Here is a 15,604-nt window from a genome sequence, read left to right as displayed (position 1 = left end):
GCCTCCGCTCTAACGTGCGAAAACCTTGGTCACCCTTGAGTTTAGCGCATGACCCGGGCAAAAACGGCGACATGTCAGGGTTTTTCGGTCTTTTTTCCTAGAAAATTGCCTTTTTTGCGGCATTATTAGATTAAATTGTTTCTGTTTAACCATTTAAGTGCCAGAGCGCCGATGGGAATGCGCAGCCAATAGAACCCGACGCGGTACACCAATGTGGAGGAAAGCGCCACTGCGGCAGGAACTCCAATAGAGGTAAACGCGAAGGTGAGTGCCGCCTCGATGGCTCCCAGACCTCCCGGGGTGGGCATGGCCGATCCGAGGGTATTGGCCAGCAGGAATACAAACGTGGTCTCGATGGGGTTCGAATGGTATCCGAATGCCATAAGCGCCGCCCAGAAGCCCAAGCCGGTAGCGGCGTTGAGCAGTACGGCTCCCAGCACGCTCCACGCGAGCTTGCGAGGTTGCGAGAGTACATCCACCAGTTGGCGGGCGTACGATTTGAGCATCGGGATGTACTTGGTGATGATCAGGCGGCGCATCGGAGCAATCGCCATTGCCGCGCACAACACAAGCACAATGATGCCGATGACCACCACCAGCGTGTTGGTGGGAACGCCGCCGGAAAACATGTTGCGACCGGTGAACAGGCCCATGAAGAGCAGCAGGATGATCGTTGTGGCTCCCTGCACCACCCAGGTCACGCTCATGATGGCCGTTGCCGCAGTATTGGTGTATCCGCTCTTGCGCAAATACTGGAGGTTGACGAACGCAGGCCCCACCCCGGCGGGCATGGTTACGGCAGTGAAGCCGGATGCGGCCTGTGAGCAGAAGAGCGAGAAAGGACTGCGTCGATTCCTGTCCATGAACGCACCGAGCGTGAGGCCGGATGCGGCCCATGCGAGCATGGAGCAGCCCAGGCATATCAGAGCCCACCATATGTTCGCATGGGTGACCGCATCAATCACCTCGTCGGGTTTGAGCTGAGTGAAAATGACCGCCACCGCAATGATGAGCAACGTGATGGATAGGAATGATTTCACATTGAACCGAGCCAGAGTGACCGGTTCCGCCGGAGCTTCATCGCCACTGGGCGCCAGTGCGGTGAGACGTTCTCTCATTTGGGAGACAAGCTGCTTGTCCCAGCCGGGCAGAGTTCGTGTCTGTGCTGGAATGATGACTTTTTGCACAAACGGAGTGAGTGCCAGGAGCGTCTTGTCACCCCACACGCGCCGGGCCACGTCGATGGCGGTCTCTTCTCCCAAAAGCGCGGCGCACAGCACCAGCAGCTGCACTTTATCCACGGCCACATTGGTGCTGGAACTGGCGCAGTCGCCGTTCTGCCAACCCGCAATGATATGCGTGCCGTCGTCGAGACATGCCAAGGTATCTGGCGTGATGCGGCGATGTGTGTAGCCGCGGTCGTTGGCTCGGCTGAGATAACGCATGAAGTCGGCGGCGGCATCCTCACTCATATGAGCGAGGTCAATCGGTCGGGGAGTGCCGTCTTGGCGGAACACCAATACCGATGACTCTTCTCCTTCCACGACTCCGTAGGCATCGGGCACGGCAAGGCCGCAGTTGCGCAGCCCTAGAACCATGGAGAGATGGTGATGGGTGGCGTCGTTGGCCGAACGGTCGAGACGCATGGTCACGCCGCTGAAACGCAGCACCTGCAGCAGCTGGTTCCAGTAGCCGGTATTGTGCGGCTGCGCGTCCAATACCGAGATGATGTAATGCACACCCGCCCGGTCGGTGGCATCGTAGATACGTGAATTCTCGGTCAGATCATCGTCGAGCGCCGTCTGTAGCACACCGGTCTCATTGTTCGTGCCTTGCCGGCGGTGCAATGAAATCAAATCCAGCCCGATGCCTTGCACCGCCTGCACAATCTGTTGTCCCCACAGTCCTTTGCTGTAGGTGCCCATCGTAAAGCGCAGCACCATGCCGATGATGCGCCCCACTGTGAAGGATATGATGACCCCGATTACCGAATGCCAAGAGACGATGACCAAGATGACAGCCACTACGTAGAGTAGGTTCCAGCTCCACTTCACGCTGGAACGCACGCGTCTAGGGCCTGCCACCGTCAGAAACGCGCCGATGCCGGCGTAGATGTCGGGCAGTACGCTTGAGCCGGATCCCTCGCCGGGCGAGGTAACCGCTGCCAACAACGCAGGCTGGCCAAATTTGGTGAACAGCAGCGAGAGCGCCAATACCGTCGCATAGCCGCAGAACAGTGAGATGACGGCTACCGCCGATTGCATCCACTCACGATTGACCAGCAAATGGATGAGTACGCCGATGACGATGACGAACGATGCCATCTGCTGCAATACCGAGGATGGTACATCCATGATCCAGTCAATGGCGGCTCCGGCCGACCTGGCATCCACTTCTACTCCGCGGGTGATGCCGCGCATGTACAGCGCTACGAAAATCACCACCAGAGCGATGATAAACGATGCTGCAGCGTGCATCAGATCATTGAAATTATGGGTGCGCTCCGGGGCGGTATCGTCGATTTCCACTGCATGAACGTCGGTATCGCCGGTATATTCGCTACGATTCTTCATCGCTGATCGATGTCCACCAATACTGAGGCAAGACCGGTGTACTGCTGCGGAGTGAGTGCCTTGAGACGGGCGGCGCTGGCCTCGTCGAAGTCAAGGGAATCGATGAACTCCTCCACGTCATCGCGATCGATTTCGTGGCCGCGCATGAGCTCCTTGACCTTCTCATAAGGGTGATCCATCCCAGGCCTGCCGGCGAGTTCCTGCGCACGCATCGCCGTCTGAATGGGTTCTCCCAGCACTTCCCAGTTGCCGTCAAGCTCGCGGTCCATGGTTTCGGTGTTGGGACGTACGGAAGCCAAGCCTGCGTCCAGATTATCCAAAGCCAGCAGCGAGTAGCCCAGTGCGGCGCCGATGTTGCGCTGGGTGGTGGAATCGGTCAGGTCGCGTTGCCAGCGGCTTTCCACCAAGGTGGAGGCCAGCGTATCGAGTAGGGAACAGGAAAGCTCAAAGTTGGCTTCAGCGTTTTCGAAGCGAATCGGATTGACTTTGTGCGGCATGGTGGACGATCCCGTGGCACCGGCGACCGGTACCTGAGCGAATACGCCTCGGGAGATATACATCCACATATCCACTGCCAGATTGTGGCACACGCGGTTGGCGTGACTGATGGTGCCGTACAGTTCCGCCTGCCAGTCATGGCTTTCGATCTGTGTGGTGAGCGGGTTGAAGCTCAGCCCCATACGCCTTTCCACGAACTCGCGGGATACGGCTATCCAGTCGGTATCAGGGCATGCGGTTATATGCGCTCCGTATGTGCCGGTCGCCCCGTTGAACTTGCCGAGGTACTCCTGACGCTCCACATGCCGCAGTTGTCTGCGCAGACGGTGGGAGAATACCGCCAGTTCCTTGCCGAGTGTGGTGGGGGTGGCTGGTTGCCCGTGGGTCAGGGCGAGCATGGGAATATCTCGGTACTCACGAGCCTGGGCATCAAGACGGTCGATGAGACGGGTAGCGGCGGGCAGCCACACGTGTTCCATGGCGTGCTTGACGCAACGGGCTTGCGCGCAGTTGTTGATGTCTTCTGACGTGCAGGCAAAATGCACTAAGGTCTTGAGGCGGGGCAGCTGTGTGCCTTCCCCCAATTCGTCTTCTGCGGCGTCCAGGCATTCGTCGATATAGTATTCCACAGCCTTCACGTCATGGTGTGTCTGCGATTCGAGCTGAGCGTGGCGGGCTATGCCCTCCTCATCGAAGCCATCCGCGATGCCGCGCAGGTAGCATATCTCTGCATCGTTCAGCGGCTGTACGCCTGGGACGAGCTGTCGGTGGCCATTGTCTGCATACCCGTTGGCCAGGAGTATCATCCATTCCGTTTCAACGACGATGCGCTCTCGGTTGAGCGCAGGTTCACTGAGGTATTCGACCAGGGGAAGGGTCTGCCTGCGGTAGCGACCATCCAGCGAAGTCAAAGGAATCGAGGGGGAGATTTCGGTCAACTGCATGCTCTAAGGGTAGCGCCAGCCGTGAACGGCTGGCAGAAGCAGAATGTCCGTGCGCCCCAGCTGGGACAACACGGACATTCTGCTTCACAGGAGGTTCACCGGCACCTCACCATGGCTTGGTGTTCTGATCGCGTTTGGCATGGTTGCTGCCGTTGTTGTTGTTTCCGCTGGCAGGCTGATTCGCTGAAAGCAGCTCTTCGACCTGCGCTCGCTGGTCGTCGTTTAACGACCCTTTGCCGTCTTTCCCGCCGTTTGCGGACGCAGGGTCGGAAGCATTCTTCTCCGCCTCGCGTTTAGCCACGCGAATCTTGTGCTTGGTGGAGGAGGTGAGCGAGTGTGAAATCTGCGTATTCGATTCGACGCTCTGCCGGATTTGCGGGAGCAACAGCGGATTGAATTGCGAGGCGTCGCCAAACTGTTCATCGGTCTGCTGCTGCTGCACGGCGAGCTTGTTGAGGTCGACGGTGTCGCTTTTCGAGAGTTTCAGATTGCGATTAAGGCTTTCGGTAGCCTGGTTGTAGGTGCCGATGGCTGAGAGATTGACCGCTATCACGCCGGCACCGCACAAGGCCAGCACCGCAACTGCGACCAGTGCGATGCGTGCCCATAACGGCGTGCGGGTTTCGGCTGTCTTGGAGTCGCTGCTCGAGGTTTCCCCCTCTGCCGGCCTTGTGGCGGCGGGGGAGATATTGCGTTCTGCATCTGCACTCATATGAGCCTCCTGGAGGTCGAAAGCCACACGCCCATCTCGTAGGCGAGCAGTAGGGCGAATGCAATGGCGAACGGCCAGACCACAGGGTTGAGACGTTCGTGCTTGGTGGCCCCCTCGGTGATGTTCCAGTCGTCCGACCGTTCCACGGTGTCGGAAGCGTCGAGTTTGTGGCTCTTGTCCAAGAAAACGGTGTCACCGCTCATTTCATCGGCGATGGCACTGAGCTCTTTGGCATCCATTTTTGAGACGCCGGGCTGACCGGTGCTCGGGTCGGTGACCCAGCTGCCGGTGCTCACGTCGGTTCCTGAACCGGTGGGATCGGCGGTGATGGTGGGAATATTGCCACCTTGCTTGGAGCCGACTCCGATGGTGAATGAGTTATCGAGATACTGGCGCAGAGCGGAGAAAGACCTGCGGTTCTTCGATGAGGTATGCTCGCCGTCGGTGATGAGGTAGAGCACGATGGTGTCATGCTGGTGACTGGAACGTATGGACTTCAACGTCAGCAACAGCGGATCGAGTACGGTATCGAGAGTCGAACCTGCCGACTGGTCGGTGGCTTCGGCTCGCAGACCGTCAGCCCAGTTGCTGATTGCTTCGGTATCGGGGGTCAACGGGACATCCGTTGCGGCCTTCGCTCCGAAGTGCAGGGCAGTGAAGTTCGAATTCGGGTACAACTGCGTCAGGTCGTTCACGGCGTCCTGAGCGGCGGCGAGTCGGCTGATGGTGTCTGCCGAACCATAGTGGGCGTCGTCTACTGCCATGGAACCGGTCACGTCGGTGGCGATGACCACGTCGGTGGCGTTCACTGCTCGGGCTCGGGTGAATTCCGTCATGCTCGGGGTAAGCGCCATAATGGCCACCAATACGCACATCAGTGCGCGGCGTATGGTCGATCCCCGTGTCACGTCGCTGCTGCCGTCCTGCCCACGGCGGTATAGCACTACCGTCGCAACTGCCATGGCAATCATGACTACGGCGATGATGATGCCTACGGGCCATCCCAATGCCGGAGCGAGCGTGACCTGAGCCATGGTGGCGGCTTTCTGTTCGTTCATCTCAACGCCTCAACTTCCAGGTCAACGCCAGCCAGGCGCACAGTAGAACCGCTAGGGCAAACGTCCACCAGCCGGGTGTATCCACCATCAGTGCCTTGAGTTCCCGCTTCTGTGTTTTGTTCTTGCGCTTCTCGATGCTCTGCACCAGGTTTTGAATGGCTTTTGCGTCGCTGCCGTCGTCGGAGTAGGTGCCGCCATGGGCTTCGATGGACTGACGCATGTCATTCGCGTTCTTGCCGTCCTTTTCGCTCTGCGGGCCGGAGTAGAGTCCGTCCACGCTGATGCCTGCCTGAGAGGTGAGTTTAAGCGCGGCGTCGAGCGTGTAGGTTGATTTACCTGACGCGTTGTCCGTCGCAAGCACGATGGAGGCGGGACGGGGAGCGGGGGCGTTTTTGTCCGTTCGGCTGGTGCCATAGGTGAATCCGGGCAGCATGGCGGCACAGCTCACCAAGCCGTCCCCGATCAACGAGGTCATGTCCTTGCGGTTTTGTGTGCCCTCGATCAGATCGGAGAACTGCTGGGTGGTATGCGCATCCATTTTGTCGATCTTGTCTTGCGAGGACACCTTTCCCAAGATATCCGCCGCGGACTTAAGCTGCGATGAAGCCAGTTCGTAGTCGTCGGTCAGAGGAAAGAGTGATCGGGATGTGGAGTTGAACAGGCTCAGTCCGATGCGCTCACCTTTGAAATTATTGATAAGTTTGAGGTACTGGCCAAGTACCTCATGGTCGTAGGCCAGCATGGAGGGGGAGACGTCGAGACAGAGCACGATATCGCGACTGCTGGCTCGTTCATCTTCCTCTCTGACCTGGGAGGGGCGAGCTACCAGGGTGACGGCCAGTGCCATGGCCATTGCCATGATTCCTACGGCCACACGGTTGAGTACCTCCCACTGATGGAGCATATGCGAGGTGTATTCGGTGTTGAAATCCTGATCGAGATTGAAGATCAGCGCTTCGTTGCCTTTTGGCTGGTGCGGTGCCGCGTCACGCTTGCGTTGCACGATTTTCCATCCGATGAGGCACACCGCGCATACGGCGAGGCCAACGATCCAGGCCCAAGGCCAGTGCCAGGAGATCATCATGGACGCCGGCATGTTCACGGTTCGTGTCATGAGCGCCACCTTTCCACCAAGTTGGACACCCACTTGGCCGCTTGCTCCACACTGGCTCCTTGTGAGGGGTCGTTGCTGGAAGCGTGCGCGAATTCAGGTGGGTACAATGCGTTGATGGTTTGCTTGAACAGGTTCATGCCGTGTCCGATTTCGCCTCCCGCAGGTTCTCGGTCAATGTCTCTCAATGTGCTCGAAGTCAGATCTCTGCCGGTGGTCGCCGAGGCGAATTGGCGTGCGATGAGTGCAAGTTCCTGCACGGCGTCCTGGCGGGACAGTTTTTTCGCATCGTAGCGTTGCACCACATCTTCAATGCGCTTATGCCACGATCGTTTGTCGGTGGGACGGGGAAGTTCCGGCTCTCTCGGCTGTGGTGTGGACTGTTCGATGGGGGCTTCCGTCTTGCGCATGGAGAGCCATACCACCGTGGTGATGGCTATTGCCGCGATGACCAACAGCGCTATCAAGGCCACGATGAGCACGGTTGGCGTCGATATGGGGTCTTGAGGTTTGGGCATGGTCTTGGCGGCTTTGACCGTGTTTGACCATACCGACATGAAATGTGCGGGTGTTACCGTCATCGAATGCCTCCCATCGTAGTCGCAGACGGTGCCGCGAGCGGGGAGGGGGAACCCTGTTCAAGCGTCTGCGAAGCCAGGGCGACGAACGAGTCGAACATGTCCTGTGACCCGGAAGCCTGCAGCAGCGAGGCTTGGCAGGTGCGCAGCTCTTGTTCGAGTGTTTCCCGTTGATGTCTGCGGTGCTCGTCCGTCTGCCGAGCCGCGGTGGCATCTCGCATGAACGCGGGTATGCGGCGGCGCGACTCGCCTTCTCGAATGCGTACGTCATTGCCCAGAGCATGTGGTGCGAAGGGATTGAGCATGGAGATATTGACCAGCACGAAGGGGTGACGGGTGGCGATGCGGTGGATGGCGTCAAGATGACTCTCGTCGAGTGACCGTTCGTCGGTGGCGAGCACGATCATCGACCCGTCATCCACGCTGCGGCTGGCATAGTCCAGCAGTGCGGCAAGGTTGCCTTTGGCCTGCCAGTCGCGGTTAAGCCCTTGGTCTATGGTGCGCTCAAACTGCGCCAGACCGCCTTTGCACGGGATGCGGGTGATGGTGCTGTTATTGGCCAGCACCAGTGAGATGTCGTCATGGCGGCGGGAGCTGAGAGCTGCGTACATGCACAGGGCGTTTGCCGCTACGGCCCAAGCAGGTTCCCCTGAAGGACACGTTCCGGCCATCTGCTTGCCGGTGTCGAGCATGAGCCAGATGCGCGTGGTCACCAGTCGCTCGCGGTCCGTGACCATAGGGCGGCCTGCGCGTGCGCTGAGCTTCCAGTTGATGAGTCTGGCCTCGTCCTCGTCGGTGTATTCCCTGGTGCCGATGAGGTCTCCCACGCCGTTGCGCTGCATGGAAGCATGTTCACCTTCCAGTACGCCCAAAGCTCTGCGCACGGTAGGCAGATTCAGCGTACTTGCCATGCTCTCGATTTTGCGGCGCACGTTGGCGCTCTGGGTGGCTGCTGACGACATGATGCTCATGGAACGGGTACCGTTTCGACGATGGAGTCGATGATCTGGTCGGCGTTGATGCCTTGTGCCTGGGCTTCGAAGGTGAGGATGATGCGGTGCCGCAGCACTTCATGAGCAAATGCCTTGATGTCTTCGGGCACCACATAGTCACGTCCGGCCAGCAATGCCGTAGCCTGACCGATGCGAACCAGAGCGATGGAAGCACGTGGGCTGGCACCGAGACGGACCAGGGAGGCAAGCTGCTGGAGCGGGTGGGTGCCGGCGCCTCGTGAGGTAGATGCCAGATCGACCGCGTAGGCCATGATGGCATCCGAGACATGCACTTGACGTGCGGCGGCGCGCAGGAAGAGGATATCCTTGCTGCCGAGGGCCTCCTGCCCCATCTGCGAAGGGTCGAGTGAGTCGGATCCGCGCTTGGTGAGCATGTTGAGCATCTGCTGCTCCTGCTCGGCGGTGGGGTAGGACATGACCGACTTCATCATGAAGCGGTCCATCTGGGCTTCAGGCAGTGCATACGTGCCTTCTTCCTCGATGGGGTTCTGTGTGGCGATCACCATGAAGGGGTTGGGCAGGGCGATGCGCTGACCGCCGATGGTGGTGGCTCCCTCGGCCATGGCTTCAAGCATGGCCGACTGTGTTTTGGCATTGGAACGATTGATCTCGTCCAGCAGTACGAAATTGGCGTGAATCGGGCCGATCTGCGTGTTGAAGCGTTGCTTGGAGAAGTCGAACACCTGGGTGCCCACCAAGTCGGAGGGCATCAGGTCGGGGGTGCACTGGATGCGCTTGAACGTTCCTGAAGTCGAGGTGGCCAAAATCTGCGCGGCGGTGGTCTTGGCCAGCCCGGGTACCGACTCAATCAGCATGTGGCCGCCAGCCACCAGTGTGGTGATCATGGCCTCTCGCAGGTCGTCCTGGCCGACGAGTGAATGCGTGAACCTGGCACGCAGGCGGTTCGCCAAGGCTTTGGCTCTGTTCACATCGGCCGGGGAGAGGCTTGATGCGCTGGCGGCGGGTGCTTCGCCGGTAGGGGTGGTAGGCGTCGGATTATGCGCAGGCGACTGCGGACGCGGTGGGAATAATGCCATGGGCTTCGCTCGATTCTTTCTTCCGGGTTGATTCCAGATTGTGCGGTGTGGCCACTTATCGATGGCTCAGATTGTAGCGAGAGGTTGAGATGAGGAGGAGGGCAGACTCCAGTCGACAGGGGTTGCTCCCGCGGACTGCAGTGCGGCGTTCGCGCGCGAGAACGGCTTCGAACCAAAGAAGCCCCGCGAGGCGGAAAGCGGGCTTGGATGGGGGGATTTGATGATGAACGCATTGGTGAGTTTTGGCTCTAAGCTTTGCGCGTTACGCCCCCAGAGAATGGCCACAAACGGTTTGGGAGAGCCGTTTTCATCTCTGCGCGCATTCAAGGCGTCGATGGCGGCTTCGGTGATGCGCTCCCAACCTTTTCCCTGATGGCTATTCGGTCGTCCTGCCTGTACTGTCAAGCAGCGGTTCAGCAGCATCACGCCTTGGCTGCACCATGGTGTCAGATCTCCGTTTGATGGAATGGGCACCCCCAAGTCGTCGTGCAGTTCCTTATAGATGTTGTTGAGGCTTTTGGGGACGGGCTGTACCTCGGGGGCGGTGCAGAAGCTCAAACCGACGGGATGGCCTGGAGTGGGGTATGGGTCCTGCCCGACGATGAGCACCTTGATGCTGTCGAAGGGTATGGTGAACGCCCGTAGAATATTGTGACTTGCGGGCAAGTATCTGCGGCCTGCGGCAAGTTCGGCTCTCAGGAAGTCTCCCATGCGGTGAATGTCCGGTTCGACCGGAGCCAAAGCCTGCGCCCAGCCCGACTCGACGAGATCCGACAGTGGTTTGATATGCGCTTGAGTCATACTGCCACTGTAGGTTCCGGTGCCTATCTTGCTTTTTTGCAGTCGGTCAGGGAAGAGTTTTCGTGTTGCATGCCAAATGAATTTGGCTGCGCTGGACGGTACACTTGGGAGAGATAATAGGTAGGAAAGGGCGACTATGGCACGCGAGCGCAACGATACAGACGAGTCGTACGGCGAGGATATCTTCGATCATCCACCAGTTGGTCCTGTGGGGGCTCATCAGGGTGCGGCCTCATTCTGGGCGCGTACCATGCCCTATGTGATTGTCATCATTGTGGCTGCCGCTGCGGGCTTGTTAGTCTGGGGCATGCTGTCAGGTGAGCTTTCGCGCATCCATCTGCCGTGGAGTTCCGATACTGCGTCACAGACTACGGATTCTGACAAGCAGAAGGACTCTGATTCCGCTGACTCGTCCAAGGACGACGGTCAGTCGGATTCGGACAAGGACAAGAAGTCCGACGCGGACGATGTGCAGAAGGACTCTGATAAGAAGGAAGAGGAGAAGCCTGCGCAGAATCAGCCTGCACCGGCTGCTGCGAACAAGCAGACCTCCATCAAGGTCGCCAATGGCACGCAGATTGCCGGTCATGCGGCAGCCAAGCAGCAGATGCTTCAGCAGGCCGGCTATGCCAATGCGACTGCGGGCAATATTGCGGGTCAGGCTCCCAGCGCAACAGTCGTGTGGTATCAGAACGAAGCCGACAAGGCGACTGCGGAAGATGTGGCGAAGGTTTTGGGTATCGCTGCTGTTGAGCAGCAGACGGCGATCTCGGTTCCTGTCGAGGTGGTGTTGATGAACTAAGCCGCGATGGTTTGGGCCCGGATCGTTGCGATGGTGTCGCAACGATCCGGGCTTTTCTGTATTCTGCATGAGCCGTATTAATATACAGACGATAATGTTTGAAGTGTCTGGATTGGGTGGTTGTTTACTGGTGAAACGTCTACGTGTTATTGTGTAATTTCGCTCATGTTGTCGCTTTGCATTAATCCGGGCGTGTTGTGACAATAACCTATGCAAAAAGCATGTATACTCAATCTCTAAGCCGTGCTGGTGGAGGTGTAAGTTTTGCACTCCGCTGCTACAGTCCGCGGCTCGATTGAAGAGAGTGGTTTACATTATGGCAATAGGTACCGTGAAGTTTTTCAATTCAGGTAAGGGATACGGCTTCATCAGCCCTGATGATGGTGGTGAGGATGTTTTCGTTCACTACTCGGTTATTCAGAGCGATGGGTTCAAGAAGCTTGAAGATGGGGACAAGGTCGAATTTGAATTCGAGCAAGGTCAGAAAGGGTTGCAGGCCACGTCGGCCATCAAGATCGGCAGCGGCGACAGAAACGGTTATTCCTCTCGCCAGAGGAGAAGAAGCCGGTATGACCGGTATGACGACGATATGAACGCTGATTACTGATTGATGCTGCTGCATTTTTATCAGCGAGGTTTCATCGGGCAGTGTAGATGGGGCCTCGTTTTTTGTTGTGAGATTGAATTGTTGTGCGATGTGGCATGAGATAGGCTGTGTGGCTGGGTGAAGCGCGGGTGTGCTGTAACGGATTGCAGAAGGCGCTGAAGCGACGTCTTGACTTGTTTTGTGATGGTGTTCCGGTTTGCGGTGGCTGGGATGAGGTTTATGTTTCATGCCTTCAGCGCAATTGCGAACACAGTTGGCACTCGCAATGGCAGAGTGCTAAGATTGCCTGTTAGCACTCGGGGTGCGAGAGTGATAATCGGCAGCTGACGGTCGAGAGTCGCTTAAGCCTTGGGTGGATCGACAATAGCCGTGAACCTTATGTGGAGGAATAAATGGCAAAGATGATTGCATATGACGAGGAAGCTCGTCAGGGAATGCTGGCTGGTCTTGACGAGCTGGCCAACACCGTTAAGGTGACGCTGGGACCCAAGGGGCGCAACGTTGTGCTCGATAAGTCCTATGGTGCCCCCACCATCACGAATGACGGTGTATCCATCGCCAAGGAAATCGAACTTGAGGATCCATATGCTCGCATCGGTGCCGAGCTGGTCAAGGAAGTTGCCAAGAAGACCGATGACGTTGCCGGCGACGGCACGACCACGGCGACCGTCTTGGCTCAGTCCTTGGTGCACGAAGGGCTGAAGAACGTAGTGGCTGGCTCTAATCCGATTGCGCTGCGTCGTGGCATTGAGAAGGCTTCTGAGGCCATCGTCAAGGAGCTCATGGCCGTAGCCAAGGATGTGGAAACCAAGGATCAGATTGCCGCCACCGCCACCATTTCTGCTGCCGATCCTGAGATTGGCGACAAGATCGCCGAAGCTCTTGACAAGGTTGGCCAGGATGGTGTTGTCACCGTCGAGGACAACAACCGTTTCGGTCTCGATCTTGACTTCACCGAGGGCATGCGTTTCGACAAGGGCTACATTTCCCCGTACTTCGTCACCAACAACGACGAGCAGACTGCTGTGCTGGACGACCCCTACATCCTGCTGACCAGCGGCAAGATCTCCAGTCAGGAAGACATCGTCCACGTGGCTGAACTGGTCATGAAGTCCGGCAAGCCGCTGCTCATCATTGCTGAGGATGTGGACGGCGAGGCTCTGCCGACGCTGATTCTTAACAAGATCCGTGGTACGTTCAATTCCTGTGCAGTCAAGGCTCCGGGATTTGGTGACCGCCGTAAGGCCATGCTGCAGGATATTGCGGTACTTACCGGTGCTCAGGTCGTATCTGACGATCTGGGGCTCAAGCTCAACTCCATCGACATGTCCGTGCTGGGACATGCTGCGAAGATCATCGTCTCCAAGGAAGAGACCACCATCGTTTCCGGTGGCGGTTCCAAGGATGATGTCGATGCTCGCGTTGCTCAGATTCGCGCCGAAATCGACAACACCGATTCCGACTATGACCGCGAGAAGCTGCAGGAGCGTCTGGCTAAGCTCGCCGGCGGCGTAGCCGTTATCAAGGTGGGTGCTGCTACCGAAGTTGAGGCCAAGGAGCGCAAGCACCGTATCGAGGATGCTGTGCGCAACGCCAAGGCTGCCATCGAAGAGGGTCTGCTGCCTGGCGGTGGTGTCGCCCTGGTTCAGGCTGCCAAGAAGGCCGAAGGTTCCGAGGCAGTCAAGAGTCTGTCTGATGAAGAGGCCACGGGTGCGGCGATTGTGTTCCGCGCAGTCGAGGCTCCTATCAAGCAGATTGCCGAGAATTCTGGCGTATCCGGTGACGTGGTGTTCAACACGGTACGAGAGCTGCCGGAAGGCCAAGGCTTCAATGCAGCGACGAACTCATACGAGGACTTGCTTGAGGCCGGTGTCGCTGACCCGCTCAAGGTAACTCGTTCCGCTCTGCAAAACGCAGCCTCCATCGCTGGCCTGTTCTTGACCACCGAAGCTGTGGTCGCCAACAAGCCTGAGCCGCCGGCACCGGCTGCTGCTCAGGGCCAGGCTGACATGGGCTACTGAGTTGATTGACGGCGAGCAACGGTAATTGCTGGTGTTTGCCGATGGTCACTGCATCTGACATTCGTGCCTGTATGCCAATGAAAATGCGCGGACTCGTTTTGAATGAGGCCGCGCATCTTTGTTAGATACCCGTCTTTGTTAGATACCCGTGCATGCTGTTACACAGCCGGCTTGATTTCGTGATATCTTGCATTGCTCAGTACTGACACCACTCAGATGCTGATGGGTGCGGCTAGAATGAGTGATGGATAAGGCTGTACAAGGTGACGACACGAAGTGAGGCTGGAATGGTGCATACCAGGAACCGACACTATGGTCGCAACACTGGCGTGCATGGCGGTTCTGAGCATCGTGCAGCCGTCCTACTATCGTCCTGCGTTCGTTTCCTGTTGGCGTTCGTCTGTGCGTTGGTGGTCACGCTGTCGTGCACTGCCGTTCCAGGGATGGCTAAGCAAAAAGACGCAGAAACCAGCGGTACTGTGACCGACACACAGAACCTGCTCGGCAGTAACTACGGAAAAATCAACGATGCCATCAACGAGACGCACCATGCCACGGGTGTTGCCGTACGCTTGCTGTATGTGGCTAATTTTACTGGATCGAAGCATCCTGACACTTGGGTCTCGGATGCTTTGGAATCCACCAAACCAGAGCCGAACACAGTGCTGTTGGCAGTGGCTTCAGACGACGGACGCCTCGTAGTGGCGGTTTCCAAGAACTCAGATTCATGGCTGAAAAGTCAGAAAAACGTCGATAAATTCTCCGACGCAGCGCTGGAACCGTTGCAGAAAGCCGATGCCCCGGACTGGTCGGGAGCAGCATTGGCCATGATGAAGCAGATACAAAAAGTTAAAAAAGACCGGGAGAAAACGATATGGATTATCTCCGGTTCGGTGGCTGCCGTGGCTTTGGCGGCCGGCATCGTGCTGAGCTGGTGGCGTATCCGTAAACGGCATCCCCGCAAGAGGCCCAAACATCACGCAAAAAGCGTGCAGCGTCAGGCTGACAGCACAGCGAACGACACCGGTGAGTAACGGCTATGGGCGCAACGTGCAGAGAACATTCAGGAAATATACAGATGACAGCGGGAAGGTAGAGGCATGACAAAACCAATTGAAGCATCACTGGTAGTGGTGGATGACGAACCCTCGATTCGGGACCTGCTGGTTGCCTCTCTTCATTTTTCAGGCTTTGAAGTGGAGACCGCAGCTTCAGGCTCTGAAGCCATCGAGGTTATAGAACGGGTTCAGCCTGACTTGATCGTACTGGACGTCATGCTCCCGGATATTGACGGTTTTACGGTTACCCGTCGCATTCGTCAAGCCGGGGTGGAAGCACCCGTGCTGTTCCTGACTGCCCGGGACGATACGCAAGACAAGATTATGGGACTGACGGTCGGCGGCGATGACTACGTGACCAAACCGTTTAGCCTGGAAGAGGTGGTGGCCCGCATTCGAGCCATCTTGCGGCGCACTCACGAGCAGGAGGAGGTCGATCCCATCATCCGTGTGGGTGATTTGGAGATTAACGAGGACTCGCACGATGTGAGTCGAGCCGGTCAACCGATTGACTTGAGCCCCACGGAATACAAGCTTCTGCGCTATCTTATGGACAACGTAGGCCGCGTGCTTTCCAAAGCACAGATCCTTGACCACGTGTGGCAGTATGACTGGGGCGGAGACGCGGCTATTGTGGAATCGTACATCTCGTACCTACGTAAGAAGGTCGATGGTGTGGAGGTGGAATGCGCCGATGGCACGACCCGCAAGGTCGATCCGCTCATCGAAACCAAGCGAGGTATCGGCTACATGATCCGCGAACCGAAGAAAGCGTAAAGAAAGCGTAATTC

14 protein-coding genes are annotated in these 15,604 nt (G+C 57.6%); 5 read left to right on the top strand and 9 right to left on the bottom strand.

Annotated elements, in window-relative coordinates; all coding sequences use genetic code 11:
• Positions 1-125: 125 nt before the first annotated feature.
• The 9 genes from ACSYSO_RS05860 to ACSYSO_RS05820 form a co-directional block, all read right to left on the bottom strand.
• Positions 126-2,573 carry a lysylphosphatidylglycerol synthase transmembrane domain-containing protein gene (locus ACSYSO_RS05860; protein ID WP_491701680.1) on the bottom strand — a complete coding sequence of 816 codons (2,448 nt, stop codon included), beginning with the start codon at positions 2,571-2,573 and terminating at the stop codon, positions 126-128.
• A complete protein-coding gene (purB, locus tag ACSYSO_RS05855) occupies positions 2,570-4,015 on the bottom strand; it encodes an adenylosuccinate lyase (protein WP_491701679.1) in 1,446 nt (481 codons plus the stop codon). The genes ACSYSO_RS05860 and purB overlap by 4 nt, the downstream gene beginning before the upstream one ends.
• Positions 4,016-4,121: 106 nt before the next feature.
• A complete protein-coding gene (locus ACSYSO_RS05850; RefSeq protein WP_491701678.1) occupies positions 4,122-4,727 on the bottom strand; it encodes a DUF6466 family protein in 606 nt (201 codons plus the stop codon).
• Positions 4,724-5,761, bottom strand: a complete 1,038-nt coding sequence (locus ACSYSO_RS05845) for a vWA domain-containing protein (RefSeq protein WP_491702076.1) — start codon at positions 5,759-5,761, stop codon at positions 4,724-4,726. The genes ACSYSO_RS05850 and ACSYSO_RS05845 overlap by 4 nt, the downstream gene beginning before the upstream one ends.
• 25 nt (positions 5,762-5,786) lie before the next feature.
• Positions 5,787-6,869 (bottom strand): vWA domain-containing protein, encoded by a 1,083-nt coding sequence (locus ACSYSO_RS05840; protein ID WP_491702075.1) that lies wholly within the window; start codon positions 6,867-6,869, stop codon positions 5,787-5,789.
• A 26-nt stretch (positions 6,870-6,895) separates the two neighbouring features.
• Entirely contained in the window at positions 6,896-7,477 is a 582-nt protein-coding gene (locus ACSYSO_RS05835) for a hypothetical protein (RefSeq protein WP_491701677.1), read from the bottom strand.
• Entirely contained in the window at positions 7,474-8,436 is a 963-nt protein-coding gene (locus ACSYSO_RS05830; protein WP_491701676.1) for a DUF58 domain-containing protein, read from the bottom strand. The genes ACSYSO_RS05835 and ACSYSO_RS05830 overlap by 4 nt, the downstream gene beginning before the upstream one ends.
• Before the next feature lie 5 nt (positions 8,437-8,441).
• Positions 8,442-9,524, bottom strand: a complete 1,083-nt coding sequence (locus tag ACSYSO_RS05825) for an AAA family ATPase (protein ID WP_491701675.1) — start codon at positions 9,522-9,524, stop codon at positions 8,442-8,444.
• 66 nt (positions 9,525-9,590) lie between these two features.
• Positions 9,591-10,325, bottom strand: coding sequence for a uracil-DNA glycosylase (locus ACSYSO_RS05820; RefSeq protein WP_491701674.1), 735 nt, complete (start codon positions 10,323-10,325; stop codon positions 9,591-9,593).
• Positions 10,326-10,461: 136 nt separating this feature from the next.
• Here ACSYSO_RS05820 and ACSYSO_RS05815 point away from each other — a divergent pair, with 136 nt between their 5' ends.
• From ACSYSO_RS05815 to ACSYSO_RS05795, 5 genes are all read left to right on the top strand, one after another.
• A complete protein-coding gene (locus ACSYSO_RS05815; RefSeq protein ID WP_491701673.1) occupies positions 10,462-11,127 on the top strand; it encodes a LytR C-terminal domain-containing protein in 666 nt (221 codons plus the stop codon).
• 316 nt (positions 11,128-11,443) lie between these two features.
• The gene (locus tag ACSYSO_RS05810) at positions 11,444-11,734 is read left to right on the top strand and encodes a cold-shock protein (protein WP_489797908.1); all 291 of its coding nucleotides are present in this window, start codon (positions 11,444-11,446) and stop codon (positions 11,732-11,734) included.
• Between the two features lie 392 nt (positions 11,735-12,126).
• Positions 12,127-13,755, top strand: coding sequence for a chaperonin GroEL (groL, locus tag ACSYSO_RS05805; RefSeq protein WP_489797910.1), 1,629 nt, complete (start codon positions 12,127-12,129; stop codon positions 13,753-13,755).
• A gap of 443 nt (positions 13,756-14,198) precedes the next feature.
• Positions 14,199-14,789: a TPM domain-containing protein gene (locus ACSYSO_RS05800; RefSeq protein WP_491701672.1), complete on the top strand. Its 591-nt coding sequence runs from the start codon at positions 14,199-14,201 to the stop codon at positions 14,787-14,789.
• 66 nt (positions 14,790-14,855) lie between these two features.
• Positions 14,856-15,590 (top strand): response regulator transcription factor, encoded by a 735-nt coding sequence (locus tag ACSYSO_RS05795; protein ID WP_489797912.1) that lies wholly within the window; start codon positions 14,856-14,858, stop codon positions 15,588-15,590.
• Positions 15,591-15,604: the final 14 nt, after the last annotated feature.

It is taken from the genome of Bifidobacterium sp. ESL1130, assembly GCF_058507935.1.
The sequence above is the reverse complement of the archived record's forward strand: the minus strand, read 5'-3'. Positions and strand labels throughout refer to the sequence as shown.